The organism is Methanoregula sp., from assembly GCA_026625165.1.
Classification (GTDB): Archaea; Halobacteriota; Methanomicrobia; order Methanomicrobiales; family Methanospirillaceae; genus MVRE01.
This window is the reverse complement of the sequence record CP112999.1, coordinates 1,498,737-1,514,395: the sequence shown is the minus strand read 5'-3', so window position 1 is coordinate 1,514,395 and position 15,659 is coordinate 1,498,737. Positions and strand designations below refer to the sequence as shown.

Below are 15,659 nucleotides of genomic sequence, written 5' to 3'. Positions count from 1 at the left end.
AGTAACGTCCTTTCATAGTACTCGCCTGCCTAAAGTCTCTTATACCAGACATTCATGCTCTCCATCGCCCCGCTGATGTTGGTGTTGTTGGGAAGCACCCCGGCATACTGGTAACCGGCCCGGGCAAATGTCATATTGATCGGGTACGATATTGCCCGGGCAATCGTGTAAGCGAGCCGGATATCATCTTTTTTCACATCTGTTTCCATGGCATGGAGCAGGTTGCCGGCCAGTCCTTTTCCCTGGAACTGGGGATCTGTAGCAAAATCTGTCATCTCGGCATTAAGAGCATCGGTACTGACCTCACATGATGCCACAGCCACGATCCTTTTCGATCGACGGACGCAGAAATACCGGACATCTTCTTTCATGTTTTTTGAGATAAATTCCGGGTCAGATATGGGGAAGGGGTATGTCTCAAACACTGTACGATAGAGTGCTGCGATCTCTTTTGCGTCTCCGGCATGGGCGTACACCAGCGACAATCCCTCCGGCAGCCTGGGTGTGTATCCTGCCTGTGCATAACCAAACGCTGCTGATAAGACTTCTGCTACCTCTTTGGAATCTGCCACACGGTTTCGCCCGGGATCAAAGTATTTCGCCATGAAAACAGCGGTGTCGTGTCCATGATAAAAGAACGGGACAGTCGCTTCGACAACATACCCGGCAGCGGTAAAAACCGGCATCGATGATTCCGGCACTTTCACAAAGATTTTGGTATAGCCTTCTTTTCGCACAAGTTCATCCAACGACCGGATAATATCAGGAATATCGTCCTGAGACAGCCTGATTACATACACGCGGTTGTTAAAATGCCCGTGCTGTACCCTGCTTTTTCCAATCTGCTGGATAACATCACTCGCCATTATCCTGTCTCCTCCCTATACGGTCAGTTTTTTCCGGTACGAGTGTCGTCGTCTGATCGTAATCGGCAAGCAGTTTGGCGACACCGACGACTTTTGACTCATCTGCCCGATCGATGTTCAGCTGCAGCTTGCACCCGGCACAATCACCATTGCAGAAAATGCGGTCATAGTCCGCCGGCTCCTGGTAAGTGCAGATCATCCCCTCGTAATTGCGCAGCACGACCTTGTGCACCGACCATGTCAGCAGGTAATTGGGGAATATAGGGATCTTGCCACCCCCGCCCGGTGCATCGAGCACATACCGTGGCACGGCAAAGCCGCTGGTATGTCCTACCAGGTTCTCCATGATCTCAATCCCTTTTGATACCGGGGTACGGAAATGGCTGATACCTTCGGACAGGTCGCACTGGTACAGGTAATATGGCCGGATGCGGTTTTTTACGAGCTGGTGCACGAGCGCTTTCATGATCCGGGGACAGTCATTGATCCCGGCAAGGAGAACAGACTGGTTGCCAAGCGGGATGCCGGCATCGGCAAGTTTTGCGACTGCGATCTGTGCAGATTCGGTCATCTCTTTGGGGTGGTTGAACTGCATGTTCACCCAGATCGGATGGTGTTTTTTCAGTACAGCAACGAGATCATCGGTGACCCGGAACGGGAGCGTGACCGGCACCCGCGATCCGATCCGTATGACTTCGATATGCGGGATGTCGCGGAGCTCAGTTAAGATCCAGTCAAGGTAATCATCACCCAGCATAAACGGGTCTCCACCGGATAAGAGAACGTCGCGGATCTGCGGTGTGTTCCGGATATATTCGATACCCTTTTTGATCTCTTCCCGGTCAGGGATCGAATCCACGTCGCCGACCTTGCGTTTCCGCGTGCAGTGCCGGCAGTACATTGCGCATGTGTTGCTGACAAGGAACAATACCCTGTCAGGGTACCGGTGGGTGATACAGGAGCAAGGGCTGTCCTTGTCTTCTGCAAGCGGATCAGAAAGTTCGTAGTGCTCGATGATCAGTTCCTTGGGAGATGGGAATGCCTGTTTGAAAATCGGGTCGTTTACATAATCATTCACGTCAATGAGAGAGAGATAATAGGGAGTGATATTTAATGGAAATTTATCAATTGTTTTCTGTAGCTGTTCCCGTTCCTCCCGATTAAAACGGATGCCCAGCACCTGTTCGACTGTATCGATATCCCGTATCGCATGCCGGACCTGCCATCGCCAGTCTTTCCAGAACTCGGGAATTCCTTCGGACTCAAAGGTTTTTCTGAAGATCAAAGGTTCTTTGGGTTTCTCTACTCCCTTGTGATGGCTCTTTAATACTGATACAATGTCTTTGACAGTATTTTTTACCTGTCCACCAAGGTACTTCAATGAAAGCGATTCATCCCATGATTTGGAAGTTTTCTCTGCTGTCTTATGGGCCTTGGTTTTTCCTGCCATTTTTCCTTTCCACCTCAGAACAGCCAGTGCATCTTTGGCATTTTTACAGGAAGGAGATCACTGACATGGGAAGCATGGTGACGGTAATCATCAAACCACAGAGCTATGGGATTGCTCCGGAAGACCAGCATCTTCCCCATGTCTGCACGATTTGCTGCCTGGTGGTAACGCATATAAATGTGGTGAGCGGATTTTCCCACAATCTCTATCTTACCTGTTGTATGCGACATCACAAACCGGGCTCGTTTTGCAAGGCCGGAACATGCCTGCCATGCCTGCTGGATGATCTCGTAGGACCGCTCGACCGGTGTCTGGAAGAACCGGTTCCCGAGCGACGGGCGGCACTGGAAGACATAGTACGGCGAGACACCGGCAAACGAGAGCTTCCGGAATAGCTGGGTAAAAACTTCCGGGCTATTGTTCACTTCATTTAGAACCGGAGTCTGGTTGACAACAACAACGCCAGACCGGTGGAGCTGTTCGAGTGCCTGTACCGAGACATCGGTCAGCTCCCGCGGGTGATTGAAATGGGCCATGACATAGATCCGTTTTTGCGCTGTGCTGTACCGGGACAGGACATCGGTAAGGCCGGGATCATTGAGGATCCGGTAGGGATTGTATGCCGGCATCTTGCTGCCAATCCGGATGATATTGACATGTTCGATCTCGCGCAGCTCTTTTAGGATTGCTTCCAGCCGTTGTGTTTCCAGTGTGAACGGATCGCCTCCGGTTAAGAGAATATTCGTGATCTCTGGGTGGGAGCGGATGTAGTCAAGCCCTGCGCTGATATCCCTGACCGTCTCCCGTTCTTTATTGATGAACAACCGTTTCCGGAAACAGAAACGGCAGATGCCTCCGCAGACATCTGAGAGGAGGAGCAGGCCGGTCTGGGAATATTTGTGCTGTAGGCCGGGAAGTTTTGTAAAATCTTTCTCACAGGAAGGGTCCATGCAGCCCCCTCCTTTGAGTTCGCGGGGATCGGGGATTACGATACGGCGCAGCTGGTCGTGCCGGTCTTTCCAGTCGATCAGGGAAAGGTAGTAGTCATTGGCACGGAAAGGAAACGTCTCGCAGACCGTTTCCATATCCTGCCTCTCTTTGGGCTCGAGCCCGACAAGGTTGTCGAGCTCATCAATAGAAGTAAGATACCTCGGTTTCATTATGCACCTCATTTTAGGTCTGCCTGCCCGTTACATGGGGCAGGTGTGGGTGCTGCTCAAGGTAGTTGAAATACAAGTGATAGTATGCTGTTGTCGCAGCACCCGGTAACCTTTCCTTGGGGCTCATGTTTTAAACCCTTTTTGATTATTTCACTATCAGAGACACCTGGGGATGGAAGAGGGCGGTTTTATTGTCCTTGAGGAGATGAAGGATACTCCTGCTCGTGGTAAATTGCTCCTGCTTATCTTGTGGGGGGATTTGCGGGAATCTATCACAATACTTTTCAATAATCTATTGTCAATAATCCCGTAAATAGAATTTATGAATGGATGAATTTATGAATGGATGACTATGATGGAAATAGAAGTCCGTTCATCCTGGAAATAATGCGCATTAAGAAGCGGAATATGTATGAGTGAACCGGACGTGCTCGGTTCAAAGGCAAAGACCATGGCAAGTGGAGGTATGGGTGATGAACAAATTGAAGGACTTACCGGGCAGCATGTCAACAGTCTCAGGGAAAAATACGGGTATAACGATATCCCGGAAGAGAAAAAACATCCTCTTTTGAAATTCCTCGGCTATTTCTGGGGCCCGATCCCATGGATGATTGAGATTGCTGCAATCCTTTCTGCTTTCATCGCATACTGGGATGATTTTTCGATCATTTTACTCCTGCTCATCATAAATGCAATCGTAGGTTTTCTCCAGGAACAAAAAGCAGAGAACGCAATCGGGCTCTTAAAGCAGCGCCTTGCTCCGACAGCCCGGGTACTGAGGGATGGGACATGGCAGGATCTTCCCTCGCGGGAACTTGTTCCTGGTGACATCGTCCATGTCCGGCTCGGCGACATTGTGCCGGCAGACCTGCAGCTCCTGCAGGGAAATTATCTCCTTCTTGATGAATCGGCACTTACCGGTGAATCACTCCCCGTGGAAAAGAGAGCAGGAAAAGAGGCCTATTCCGGGTCGATCATCCGGCAGGGTGAGATGGATGCAAAGGTTACTAAGACCGGATCAGAGACATTTTTTGGCAGGACCACCCGGCTGCTGCAGGTAAAACCTCCCCGGAGCCATTTCCAGAAGGCAGTTGTGAAAATCGGGAATTATCTTATCATCCTTGCCATAATCCTCGTGAGCCTTGTCTTCGTTGTTGCCATTTCCAGATCGGAACCTCTTGCTGAGACGCTCCAGTTTGCGCTTGTTCTCATCGTTGCAGCGATTCCAGCGGCACTTCCCGCCGTGCTGACTGTAACGCTCGCCGTCGGAGCCATGGCGCTTGCAAAAAAAGAAGCGATCGTCAGCCGTCTCACCGCGATTGAGGAGATGGCGGGAATGGATATCCTCTGCTCGGACAAGACCGGGACAATAACAAAAAATTCCATCAGCATTGGCGGCATACGGACATTTGAGGGTGTTACCGAACACGACGTGATCACCGCAGCTGCGCTTTCCTCCAGCAGTGAAAGCAATGATCCTATCGATCGAGCAATCCTGGCATGCTTCTCTGCACTTCCAAAAAAAGCTGAGGTTCCAGTGCCTGAAAAAACCGGGTTCACTCCCTTTGATCCGGTCTCAAAATACTCAAAGGCGACGGTTGCGGATACATCAGGAACTTCTTATGAAGTTGCCAAAGGTGCGCCACAGGCAATCGCAGCCTTTGCCGGGACCAGCGGGGCTGCCACCTCACTATTGGACCAGTGGATCCTGGAATACGCGAAAAAAGGGTTCCGGGCGCTCGGCGTGGCAAGAACCGACGGGTCCGGGCACTGGCAGTATCTTGGCACCATCGGCCTCTTTGATCCGCCACGGGAGGATTCTGCGGCAACGGTTGCCGATGCAAAAAAACTTGGCATAAATGTCAAGATGGTGACCGGCGATCATGTGGCAATCGCACAGGAGATATCGGGGCAGGTAGGCCTTGGAACAAACATACTTCCGCAGTCTGCGTTCATTTCCGGGGAGGGAAAGGATGCACTCGCCCAGGTTGAACTGGCTGACGGGTTTGCACAGGTATTTCCGGAAAACAAGTTCCGGATCGTCAAAATCCTGCAGGAAGGGGATCACATTGTCGGCATGACCGGCGATGGTGTGAATGATGCCCCGGCGCTCCGGGAAGCAGATTCAGGAATTGCTGTGGCCGGTGCGACGGATGCCGCGAAGTCTGCGGCAGATATTGTACTGACAAAGCCCGGCCTCTCCGTCATCATCGATGCGATCGAGCAGAGCCGGGCGATCTTCCGGAGAATGGAAAGCTACGCGGTTTACCGTATAGCCGAGACCGTGAGGGTGCTGATCTTCCTGACCCTCTGCATCGTGCTGTTAAATTTTTACCCGGTTACTGCGCTCATGATTGTCGTCCTTGCGATCTTAAACGATCTCCCCATCATGATGATCGCGTACGATAACGCCACCGTCGCACCCAAACCCGTCCGGTGGCAGATGAACCGGATCCTCACAATTGCAAGCATTCTTGGAATACTGGGGGTCGTTTCCAGCTTCCTCCTGCTCTGGCTGGCAAGAGAGTATTTCCACCTCGATGCCGGAGTTGTCCAGACACTCATCTTCCTCAAGCTTGCCGTTGCGGGCCACATGACTATTTACCTTGCACGGACCGGCCAGCAGCATTTTTGGGAGCCCCCTCTTCCCTCTCTTGCTCTTTTTGGCACAGCAGAGATCACTCAGGGTGTGGCAACCCTGATCGCAATCTTTGGCATATTCATGACTCCGATCGGCTGGACCCTGGCGCTTTTAGTCTGGGGATATGCGATAGGGGCCTTCCTAATCAACGATCTTATCAAGGTCTGGCTCTTTGAGATCATCCACCCGTATTCATGAAACCCGGAATATGCCGGGCTGCCAGAAAACAGAAGGGTATTTTGCAAAAGGCAGTTGGAAAAGGTCAGGTTGGGAAATTTGGTATAATTTTTGCTGCAGATCCTCCATTTAAAGCAGATGAAAGGAGAAACAAAAAACATTTCAACAAACCACAGAGTAATACTACCTAATAGGGAATCTATTGTGCAAAAAACCGGGGGGGCCCATGATATCCGATGATCTAGGTATCCGGGCACAGGTAAGACAGAAGATCGGAATCCTCGCACCCGGGCCTTCATTTGTATTTTTTTCCATCCTGATTATGCTGGTCACCTATGCACTTGATATCATGTCTCCTCTTGGAGTGCCGGTCTGGCTCCTCTATTTCATCCCCCTGTTCCTGTCGTTCTGGTCAGATAGGTATTATGCAATCCCGACAGTTTGTGGCGTAACACTGCTCTTTCTTGCAGCAGGCTTTGTCTTTTCTCCCCCGGGTATACAGACTTCTGTTGCCCTGCTTATGCGGATAGTGTTCTCAGTAATTATTATCAGTATATCAGCGGTGCTTTGGATGGCACAGCACAGAAAGACGCGATCAGATATCCAGCAGGCAAAGTGAGATCCTAAAATCGCAGAATAGGGTTTTGGACTTACCGGGCCGCCATGAGCAACCAGGGAAAAAAATATCAGACCACAGGATCCGCAGCCTGTGATCCCCCCTGCCCGTTCTCTCTCCCGAATTTTTTGAAAATAACCCCATAGAGTTTTCTGAATGGTGTCCGTTCCAGCAGCAGCACCAGGATCGAACAGATGACGATAGAGAACAGGATGATCGCGTATGTCGTTGTTTCGATGAACTCCCCTCCAACCACTCCCATCTGGAGCGGGATTGCTGCAAGCACTGCGGCTGCCAGCCCTTTGGGGATCATCACGGCTATAACGCTTGCGTCCCAGACCGGAGTTGTCCGGGGTATTGATACATGCACGATAACGATGCGTGCAGCAAAGAGCGCGAGCGTGATGCCGATACCGGCAAGGAATGAGATGGTGCTGGTAAATTCGATTGAGAGCCCGATATAGATAAAAAAGAATGTTTTCAGGAGTGAAACCAGCTGGGCAAAAAACATTTTCTCAGAGGGAGTGAGCTCGACCTGAGCAATATTATTTTCCGACGGGAAGAACTGCGAGATTCTGAATGAATCGAGGTTTCCTAAGGTCACCCCAAAAGCAAGGGCGGCAATCGCACCGCTGTAACCCAGCATGTCGATGATCCCGTAGATGATGAAGAGGTATGCGGGGGTTAAAAAGATGCTTTTAAAATTCCCCAGCCGGTGGTAAATTGCCGACCAGATCACACCGCCAAGCACGCCCAGAAAGACTGCCATGAAAAATGAGGCAAAGAGTCTGCCGGTTATAATTTTGAGGTCAACGGTGCCGAGCAGGTATACATCGAGGATGGTGAGCATCGTGACAATGCAGAGGACATCGGTTATGGCCGACTCCAGCGCAAGGATTGCCCCGGTCTCTTTGCGGACATTTAAAAAGTCGATCATCGGGATAACGACCGCAGAAGAGGTCCCGCCGATGATCGCACCCAGCATAAGGGCGGGCAGAAATGTCAGCAACCCTGAATAATAGAGCACAGCTGTTGCAAGCAGCATACTGACGACAAACGAGACCAGGCAGAGCTCGATTGTCCCTGTAAATGACTGCCGTATCGTCTCGATACGGAGATGCAGCCCTCCCTCAAACAGGATGATGGCAAGGGTAATTATCGTAAAGATCGGCCCGACGATCCCAAACGATTCGGGCGAAACAATTCCCAGTACCGGACCTATGATTAGACCGATACCGATTAAAAAGAGCAGGTCAGGGATCTTGGTCCTTGTAAAAACAAGCGTGAAAATGTTTCCCAAAAAGATGAGGATGCCAAGGAACAGGATTGTAATCGCGATATCCATCTCAATAATTATGGAAGTTTAACGGTTAATAGAATGTTCTATTGAATATCGGCCAGGTACCGGATTGCGGGATATCATCGATGACATCCAGAGTCACTGCCGATGAGAAATTTCATGCAAAAACAATTTTGTATGGTGCGAATCATTGCATCGTCTTACAGCGGTTTATAATCCACTGAGCGCATCAAAATAAAATGGGTCTTGATTATGACAGACCATCAGCTGGTGCGATGGGATCGCGTTTCACCCTGCCTGAATTCCCGATGGGCCTGCTCCTGTTCGCGGCACTTGGTGGCTACCTTTTCGCAGATATTGCGCACACAAGCTCGCTGGACTGCGTTTTTTCCACTTGTTGCACTCATGTCAGAATGTTTTCATGACAAATCGCGTTTTAATACTGACAACTTTGGGTTGCAAAATGCATTTGACCGTAGTCAAATGTAGCAGAAACCGGACGGATATCACCGATGTTATCATCGAACACAAAAGAGCGTACTGCATAAAAACAAGCTATAGTATAACATATGTCAAATATGCCGGAATTGCCGGTGATATTTAGACCATGCAATCTCATTTTCAGAATATCATAATCCGGTAGAGGGAAAATAATAAATACGCGGTGACGGACGTGATCGGGATGGTCAATACCCATGCGGTAATGATCTGCCGCACAATCCCCCACTGAACCTGAGAAGATCCCCGTGAGGCACCGACGCCCATGATCGAACCGGTGATCGCATGGGTTGTCGAGACCGGGACACCGAACGAAGTGACAAAGGAAAGGGCTACACCTCCAGAAGTTTCCGCACAGAATCCTTGGTATGGACGGAGATTGGTAATCCTTCTCGCCATGGTTTTAACCACCTCCCACCCTCCTAATAATGTGCCGAGCGCTATCGCAGCACTGGACAGAACAATCACCCAGAGAGGTACAATGAATTCGGTGAGCACCCCGCCTGCGACCAGGAATGCTGTAATGATTCCCATAGCATTCTGGGCATCGTTGCTCCCGTGCCCGAGGCTATAGAACGAGGCAGAAACAATCTGCAGTTTTTTTGACAGGAAGTTCATTTTTTTCGTATTGTCATTCCTGAAGCGGCGGACAAAAAGAAGGGAGAGGAGGTATGCGAAGACAAACCCGAGAAGGGGTGAAATGACAATAAATACGAGGATCGCAAACATCCCTGAGATTTTCAACAGTCCCGTGATGATAACAACCGGGACAGAGAGCACTGCCCCGGCAAATGCCCCCTGAGCGATGAGGGTGAGCATTGCTTCTTCTTTTTTTGATATCCCCATGATAAAGAAAGCAGCCGTTCCGATACCTGCACCAATAGCAGTATAAATGAACAATCCCATGATTGTGCCCGGAGGGGGCAGGACAATCACGCCGGTCCCGGCATATGCAGCAGCGGATCCGATAAGACCCCCCACCAACGCGTGGGTTGCCGATATTGGGATGCCCAGCCAGGATGAGAGAAATACCCAGAGGACCGCGACAAATAAACCGATCAGAAGCACAGGTATCGTCAGAAACATTGGATCAACAATCCCTTTTCCGATCGTCTTTGCTACTGCAGTCGTGAAGATAAGCGGACCGGCCAGGTTAAAAAAAGCAGCCATCGCCACCGCTTTTAGCGGGCTGAGAACCCGTGTGGCGACAATTGTGGCAATCGAATTTGCCGCATCGTTCATACCGTTTACAAAATTAAAAAGCAGGGCGAGAACGATACCGGCAAGAACGAGGGCATCCATTGTAATCACCTGTGCCAGCATGCGATGTCAGAGAGTATATTTGTCATATTTCCACATGTATGGGGAGTACCTTTGAGATGCTGGCAGATTTTCTTTAATTAAATAATGGTAATAGCATGCCTTATGCGAAAAAGATTTGTGATGGCATAGGTGAAGCAGGTCATCGGCAAAGGGCTTTTTACTTTTATTTCCCAGTTAATACAATGGATAGTCTCTTCACCTCCCCAGAATTCCAGATGAGCCTGCTTTTGTTTGTGGCTCTTGCCGGGTACCTTGTCGCATCGCGGATCAACCAGTCGGCGGTCATCGGGCTGATTCTCGTCGGGCTTGTTGTCGGGCCGAGCGTGCTCGGCATGATCACCTACACCGATTTTGTCCGGAGCATCGCCCATCTCGGTGCGGTCATCCTGTTGTTCGTGATCGGGTTTGAGTTCAATATGAAAGATATCGTCCAGCCGCGGAACTTTGCCATTGCCCTTATCGGTGTCATCGTGCCATGGGTCGGCGGCTGGTATCTTGCTGTCCTGTTCGGGTTCGATTCGGCGAGCGCGATCTTTATCGGGACTGCCTGTACGGCGACAAGCATCGCAATTACAGCAAATGTCTTAAAAGAGCTGGGCAAGCTCCAGACTGAAGCGGCAAAAGCGATCATCGGGGCGGCTGTGATCGACGATGTGCTCGCCCTCCTCGCTCTTGCGATCAGTACTGATGTTGTCAGTGGCTCGTTTTCGTATCTCGGGATTGCAATCGTGACTGTAAAGGCCGTCACTTTTATTGTGATCGCGGGGGTGTTTGGGATACTTGTTGTAAGCAAATATCTCGCAAAGCTGGACACAACGCCCTTTGTCCAGAAATACCCGGAGTTTATCTTCATCTTTGCCATGATGCTCGCCTTCCTCTATGCAATGTGTGCTGAAGCTGTCGGGCTTTCGGCAATTGTCGGGGCATTCATTGCCGGTGTTTCATTCAAAGATGTAGAGCTGCACCAGAGCAGAAGTTTAAAGGAAGGAGCGGAGTATCTCCAAATCATATTCGCCGCAATATTTTTCGTTTCGTTAGGCATCATCGCAGATTTCCATGCGGTTACCCCGGAGATCCTGCTCTTCCTGCTCGTGCTGACCCTTGTCGCCATCCTGACCAAGGTGATAGGGTGCGGACTTCCGGCGAAATTTGGCGGGTTGTGCACGAAGGACTCACTCATCATCGGATTCGGGATGGCGCCCCGCGGGGAAGTTGCGATGATCATCGCGCTGATCGGCCTTGAAAAAGGGATCATCGGACAGGGGGTTTATGTGGCAATCGTGATGATGAGCCTGTTGACTACGGTCATCACTCCGATCGTTTACCGGAACTGGTTTTTCAAAGATGATTACTGCATGTACAATGCTAATGGCATCCCGATCGATGGAGGAAAATCATGATTGGTATTCAACATCTCCGGGACTTAGCGGCTCTGCTTTTTACTCTTAGTATATTCTGCTGGGGGAACATGCTTCCGGACCCCTGTTGTAACGTCTCGTGCAAGGGAGACCAGAAGCCGGAGGTGCATCATGTATGATCATGTGCTTGTCCCGGTCGATCTCTCAGTCAAATCCCGGTACGCACTTCGTTGTCTCAGACATATTCCGGGAATACGACAGGTGGAGATTCTTCATGTTGTCTACAACAGATATCCTTCGAAGGTTGCAGCCCTGGATGATCCCGATCGTGAATATACGAGGTCGTGCCTGGAAGAGATCAAAAGAGATTTCACATTACCCGGAGCAACAGTAAGGACAATCATCGAGGAGATCCAGGGTGGCGAGATCTTTGAGGCGCTCAACCGGATTGCATCACGGGAAGGGATTGCGCTTACCCTCATGGGAAGGAGGGGAAGGGGGATCATCGATACCCTGCTTCTTGGAAGTGTCGCATCTGATTTTCTCCGCTATGGGAAGACAGATCTGCTTCTTGTCAATAACAGGTGGGCAGATGATATGCCCTCCCCGGGACAGGATCTTCCCTGCCCGGACCTTTTTTCACATGTCATGGTATGTACGGATTTTTCAGATCCGGAGATTGCAGAGTTCTCTTGCCATGAACTGCCATGGATCCGGAAGGTTACGCTTTTCCATGCTGTGACAACCGGGGATTCCCCGGAAGAAATCAGGACCTCTGTTGATGCAGCAAAGGCAATACTTGGCAGAATGCAGGACTGTTTTGTCCGGATCTCCATTCCTGCGCAGATTCATGTTTCTGTTGGTAGCGCTGCTGAAGAGATCATCTCATTCTCAGAGAAGCATGACATATCCATTATCATCCTCAAATCAACAGGAAAGAGAGGTTTTCTGCAGAGTCTTGTGGGCAGCACAACAGCACGTGTGGCACGGAATTCCAAAAAACCGGTTCTTGTGCTGAGAAGATCACTGGGCACGAAGCAATAATGCAGGGGTACGATATTGCTGCGTGTAAATAGTGTCTACGGGAGCCCGCGTGTGATTTCCCGGGAACTGTTCTTTGTGATCATTACCCAACCGGAAATGCATTGGTCCGGGGGAATTTTTTGGTAACATTCTGGGATAATTATGATCGCAGGGATAATTGAAAAACCAGAAATCCAAAAAAAGCTGTCAAGCAGGCACCAACGGAATCCGAAATAAAACCGGGCCGATAAAATAAACAATAATCCGGAAAAGAGGGGTAGATCCCAAGGTTGTGTTACGGGTACTTCCCTCCATTTTTTATAATCTTACAATAATCTCATGATACGGAAATGAACCCGGACAAAAACAGAGCCTCCCCTCCCGGGAATTCACCAGGGACCGCCTGCTGCAACATACAGGTCCTAAAGGACACTGCATGGCATGCACTCAACGCGGATGAGATCTATGCTCTGCTTGCATCATCACCCCAAGGTCTTGATACGCATGAAGTCCGGGCAAGAAATCAGAAATATGGGAGCAACACTCTCCCCTCAAAGAAACCTCCGGCACCCTGGGAAGTCGTCCTCCGTCAGTTTAAAAGTCCGCTCATCTACATCCTCCTTGTTGCCGCCCTAATATCATTTGGGATCGGGGAAATTACTGATGGTACATTTATCCTTGCCGTCATTTGTGTGAACGCGATCATCGGGACCATCCAGGAATGGAAAGCGGAAAAGAGTGCCCATGCATTGCAGGCGCTTCTCCATATAACCGCGATTGTCCACAGAGACGGACATCCAATCACAATAGATGCTGCCGACCTCGTTCCTGGCGATGTTGTTCTCTTAAGCGAAGGAAACCGTGTGCCGGCAGATATCCGGCTCCTCCATGAGTATTCCCTGAAGGTAGACGAATCCCTCCTCTCCGGCGAATCCCTTCCTGTTGAAAAAGATACGGTCACCATACCTGAAGAAACCCCCTTCATGGCCCGGTGGAATATGGCGTATGCAGGATCGACGGTGGTATCAGGAAGAGGCGAAGGTGTTGTTACAGCCACCGGGCTTCTGACTGAAGTAGGAAAGATCGCCCGGAGTGTGGTACTTACGGATCCGGTAAAGCCTCCGCTCCTGATCCGTATGGAAAAATTTTCGCAGAGAATCGGGTTCTTTGTCATTGCGGCAGGTATCCTGATTGCAGTAATTGCATTATCCCGGGGTATGCCCTCCATCGAGGTTTTTTTTATCGTGGTAGCACTCGCTGTGTCTGCTATCCCTGAAGGACTACCTGTATCAATTACCGTTGCACTTTCCCTCGGGGTATCCCGGATGGCAGCGAGGAACGTGATCGTTCGAAAACTGACTGCAGTCGAAGCGCTGGGGAGTTGTACATACATTGCCAGCGATAAAACCGGCACGCTCACAGTGAATGCACAGACATTACGTCTTGTTGAATTCCCTGACGGTCATCCCTTTACGATAACCGGAGAGGGATATGATGGTGACGGGGAGGTTGTAACAGAAAGTGCAGGGAATAGTGTAGCTGAAGACCGCGGGCGTCTTTTAAACTTTGCCGCACTGGGAATCATATGTAACAGTGCTGAGCTGAGACGTTCGGGCAGGGGATGGGTGCATCAGGGTGATCCTATTGACATCGCTTTTCTCGCGTACGGGTACAAGCTTGGTCTCGAACCTGACGAGGTGAGGAGACGCATATTTGTCATTGGCGAGATCCCGTTTGAAGCCGAATTCAGGTATGCAGCCACATTTTACAAGGAAGGATCCCGCAACCGGATTGTCGTCAAGGGTGCCGTGGAGATGATCCTCCCTATGTGTTGGGGGCAATCATCCGGCCAGGGAACCTCACCCCTCGATGCACCGCTGATGATGGAACTTGCCCTTGAGCTTGCCGAACAGGGATTCAGGGTGATCGCGCTTGCAGAGGGTGATCTGCACCCGCAACCGGATAAACCGGCTCCTGACCGCGCCGATCTTCATTCACTGATGTTTGTGGGCTTTGCATGCTTTATCGACCCGGTCAGGCCGGAGGCGGCAGAAGCGATCCAGACCTGCCGCCAGGCGGGGATCCGTGTTGCAATGGTAACCGGCGATCATCCTGCAACTGCGCTTGCGATTGCCCGTGAGCTCGGCATAGCCAAATCTCCGGAACAATTGATTACCGGAACAGAACTCGAAACATTTAGGGATCTTGAACGTCCTGAAGCAATTAAAAAACTTGAGAATATATCAGTGTTTGCCCGGGTCGTCCCACTCCAGAAACTTGCCATAGTGAAAAATCTCCAGAGACTCGGGCATTATGTAGCGGTAACGGGGGATGGGGTCAATGATACACCGGCATTGAAGCAGGCAAATATCGGGGTTGCCATGGGATCCGGCACCGATCTTGCAAAGGACACTGCCTCCATCATCATCACCGAAGATTCATTCTCCTCCATTGTCGACGGGATCTATGAAGGACGGGTGACCTATGACAATATCAGGAAGGTGACATACCTGCTTATCTCCACCGGGTTTGCCGAAGTGGTCCTCTTTATGCTGGCACTCGGTGCCGGACTCCCGCTCCCGCTTCTTGCGGTACAGTTGCTCTGGCTCAACCTTGTCACCAACGGTATCCAGGATGTGGCACTCGCGTTTGAAGGAGGCGAGTCCGGTGTGATGAAACGAAAACCGCGCCTCCCACAAGAGAGCATCATCAACCGCAGGATGGCAGAAGAAACGATTGTATCAGGACTGTATATTGGAATTTCCGCATTTGTTGTATGGGGGTTCCTGATCGGTGCTGGTTATGAAGAGAATACCGCACGCAATCTTCTCCTGCTCCTGATGGTGCTGCTTGAAAACTGTCATGTCTTCAATTGCCGATCGGAGTACATATCAGCATTCCATGTACCTCTTGCACGCAACCGGTTTCTCATTCTGGGCGTAATCGCGGCTCAGGGAATCCATATCCTATCGATGTATATCCCCTTCATGCAAAATGCATTGGGGGTTTCTCCGGTCACATTTGATGAGTGGTTTCTCCTTCTTGGAATCTCGCTGGGAGTGATCGCGGTGATGGAGCTGTATAAATTTGTGGGGAAATTCAGGAGCAACGAGACGAGTGGCGCAGTTCCTGTACAGGGAATATAGATTTTTATAACTCTATGAAATTACGACCCGTGTGGCAATGCAGTAAGTCGGGGAATCTCTCAAACCTCGCACAAAGCCGCACCACAGGATATCGGAGAAAC

General features: G+C 50.4%; 11 protein-coding genes. 6 read left to right on the top strand and 5 right to left on the bottom strand.

Features of this window, described 5'->3' with window-relative positions; genetic code table 11:
* Nucleotides 1-29 precede the first annotated feature (29 nt).
* The 3 genes from ablB to OS112_07885 are packed head-to-tail and all read right to left on the bottom strand — an operon-like array spanning nt 30 to nt 3,476.
* Nucleotides 30-866 carry a putative beta-lysine N-acetyltransferase gene (gene ablB / locus OS112_07895; protein ID WAC04384.1) on the bottom strand — a complete coding sequence of 279 codons (837 nt, stop codon included), beginning with the start codon at nt 864-866 and terminating at the stop codon, nt 30-32.
* Complete coding sequence (gene ablA, locus OS112_07890; protein ID WAC04383.1) at nt 856-2,316, bottom strand: lysine 2,3-aminomutase; 1,461 nt, start codon at nt 2,314-2,316, stop codon at nt 856-858. The genes ablB and ablA overlap by 11 nt, the downstream gene beginning before the upstream one ends.
* Before the next feature lie 14 nt (nt 2,317-2,330).
* On the bottom strand, nt 2,331-3,476 hold the full coding sequence (locus tag OS112_07885) for a KamA family radical SAM protein (GenBank protein ID WAC04382.1): 1,146 nt from the start codon (nt 3,474-3,476) through the stop codon (nt 2,331-2,333).
* Between the two features lie 412 nt (nt 3,477-3,888).
* On the opposite strand from OS112_07885, the gene OS112_07880 reads away from it, so the two are divergent.
* The 3 genes from OS112_07880 to OS112_07870 are packed head-to-tail and all read left to right on the top strand — an operon-like array spanning nt 3,889 to nt 6,913.
* Nucleotides 3,889-6,315, top strand: a complete 2,427-nt coding sequence (locus OS112_07880; GenBank protein WAC04381.1) for a plasma-membrane proton-efflux P-type ATPase — start codon at nt 3,889-3,891, stop codon at nt 6,313-6,315.
* On the top strand, nt 6,312-6,485 hold the full coding sequence (locus OS112_07875) for a hypothetical protein (GenBank protein WAC04380.1): 174 nt from the start codon (nt 6,312-6,314) through the stop codon (nt 6,483-6,485). The genes OS112_07880 and OS112_07875 overlap by 4 nt, the downstream gene beginning before the upstream one ends.
* 35 nt (nt 6,486-6,520) lie before the next feature.
* Entirely contained in the window at nt 6,521-6,913 is a 393-nt protein-coding gene (locus OS112_07870; GenBank protein ID WAC04379.1) for a hypothetical protein, read from the top strand.
* A gap of 67 nt (nt 6,914-6,980) precedes the next feature.
* Here OS112_07870 and OS112_07865 read toward each other — a convergent pair whose 3' ends face one another.
* Nucleotides 6,981-8,255 (bottom strand): cation:proton antiporter, encoded by a 1,275-nt coding sequence (locus tag OS112_07865; protein ID WAC04378.1) that lies wholly within the window; start codon nt 8,253-8,255, stop codon nt 6,981-6,983.
* Nucleotides 8,256-8,831: 576 nt separating this feature from the next.
* Complete coding sequence (locus OS112_07860; GenBank protein WAC04377.1) at nt 8,832-10,010, bottom strand: inorganic phosphate transporter; 1,179 nt, start codon at nt 10,008-10,010, stop codon at nt 8,832-8,834.
* A 203-nt stretch (nt 10,011-10,213) separates the two neighbouring features.
* On the opposite strand from OS112_07860, the gene OS112_07855 reads away from it, so the two are divergent.
* The 3 genes from OS112_07855 to OS112_07845 all read left to right on the top strand — a co-directional run bounded on the left by OS112_07855 (nt 10,214) and on the right by OS112_07845 (nt 15,558).
* The gene (locus OS112_07855) at nt 10,214-11,431 is read left to right on the top strand and encodes a cation:proton antiporter (GenBank protein WAC04376.1); all 1,218 of its coding nucleotides are present in this window, start codon (nt 10,214-10,216) and stop codon (nt 11,429-11,431) included.
* 129 nt (nt 11,432-11,560) lie between these two features.
* Entirely contained in the window at nt 11,561-12,433 is an 873-nt protein-coding gene (locus OS112_07850) for a universal stress protein (protein ID WAC04375.1), read from the top strand.
* A 329-nt stretch (nt 12,434-12,762) separates the two neighbouring features.
* Nucleotides 12,763-15,558 (top strand): HAD-IC family P-type ATPase, encoded by a 2,796-nt coding sequence (locus tag OS112_07845; protein ID WAC04374.1) that lies wholly within the window; start codon nt 12,763-12,765, stop codon nt 15,556-15,558.
* Nucleotides 15,559-15,659: the final 101 nt, after the last annotated feature.

What these genes read in the sequence shown, in the direction of transcription:
- ablB (WAC04384.1), bottom strand. Translation starts at nt 866, where the DNA reads ATGGCGAGTGATGTTATCCAGCAGATTGGAAAAAGCAGGGTACAGCAC.
- ablA (WAC04383.1), bottom strand. Translation starts at nt 2,316, where the DNA reads ATGGCAGGAAAAACCAAGGCCCATAAGACAGCAGAGAAAACTTCCAAA.
- OS112_07885 (WAC04382.1), bottom strand. Translation starts at nt 3,476, where the DNA reads ATGAAACCGAGGTATCTTACTTCTATTGATGAGCTCGACAACCTTGTC.
- OS112_07880 (WAC04381.1), top strand. Translation starts at nt 3,889, where the DNA reads ATGAGTGAACCGGACGTGCTCGGTTCAAAGGCAAAGACCATGGCAAGT.
- OS112_07875 (WAC04380.1), top strand. Translation starts at nt 6,312, where the DNA reads ATGAAACCCGGAATATGCCGGGCTGCCAGAAAACAGAAGGGTATTTTG.
- OS112_07870 (WAC04379.1), top strand. Translation starts at nt 6,521, where the DNA reads ATGATATCCGATGATCTAGGTATCCGGGCACAGGTAAGACAGAAGATC.
- OS112_07865 (WAC04378.1), bottom strand. Translation starts at nt 8,255, where the DNA reads ATGGATATCGCGATTACAATCCTGTTCCTTGGCATCCTCATCTTTTTG.
- OS112_07860 (WAC04377.1), bottom strand. Translation starts at nt 10,010, where the DNA reads ATGGATGCCCTCGTTCTTGCCGGTATCGTTCTCGCCCTGCTTTTTAAT.
- OS112_07855 (WAC04376.1), top strand. Translation starts at nt 10,214, where the DNA reads ATGGATAGTCTCTTCACCTCCCCAGAATTCCAGATGAGCCTGCTTTTG.
- OS112_07850 (WAC04375.1), top strand. Translation starts at nt 11,561, where the DNA reads ATGTATGATCATGTGCTTGTCCCGGTCGATCTCTCAGTCAAATCCCGG.
- OS112_07845 (WAC04374.1), top strand. Translation starts at nt 12,763, where the DNA reads ATGAACCCGGACAAAAACAGAGCCTCCCCTCCCGGGAATTCACCAGGG.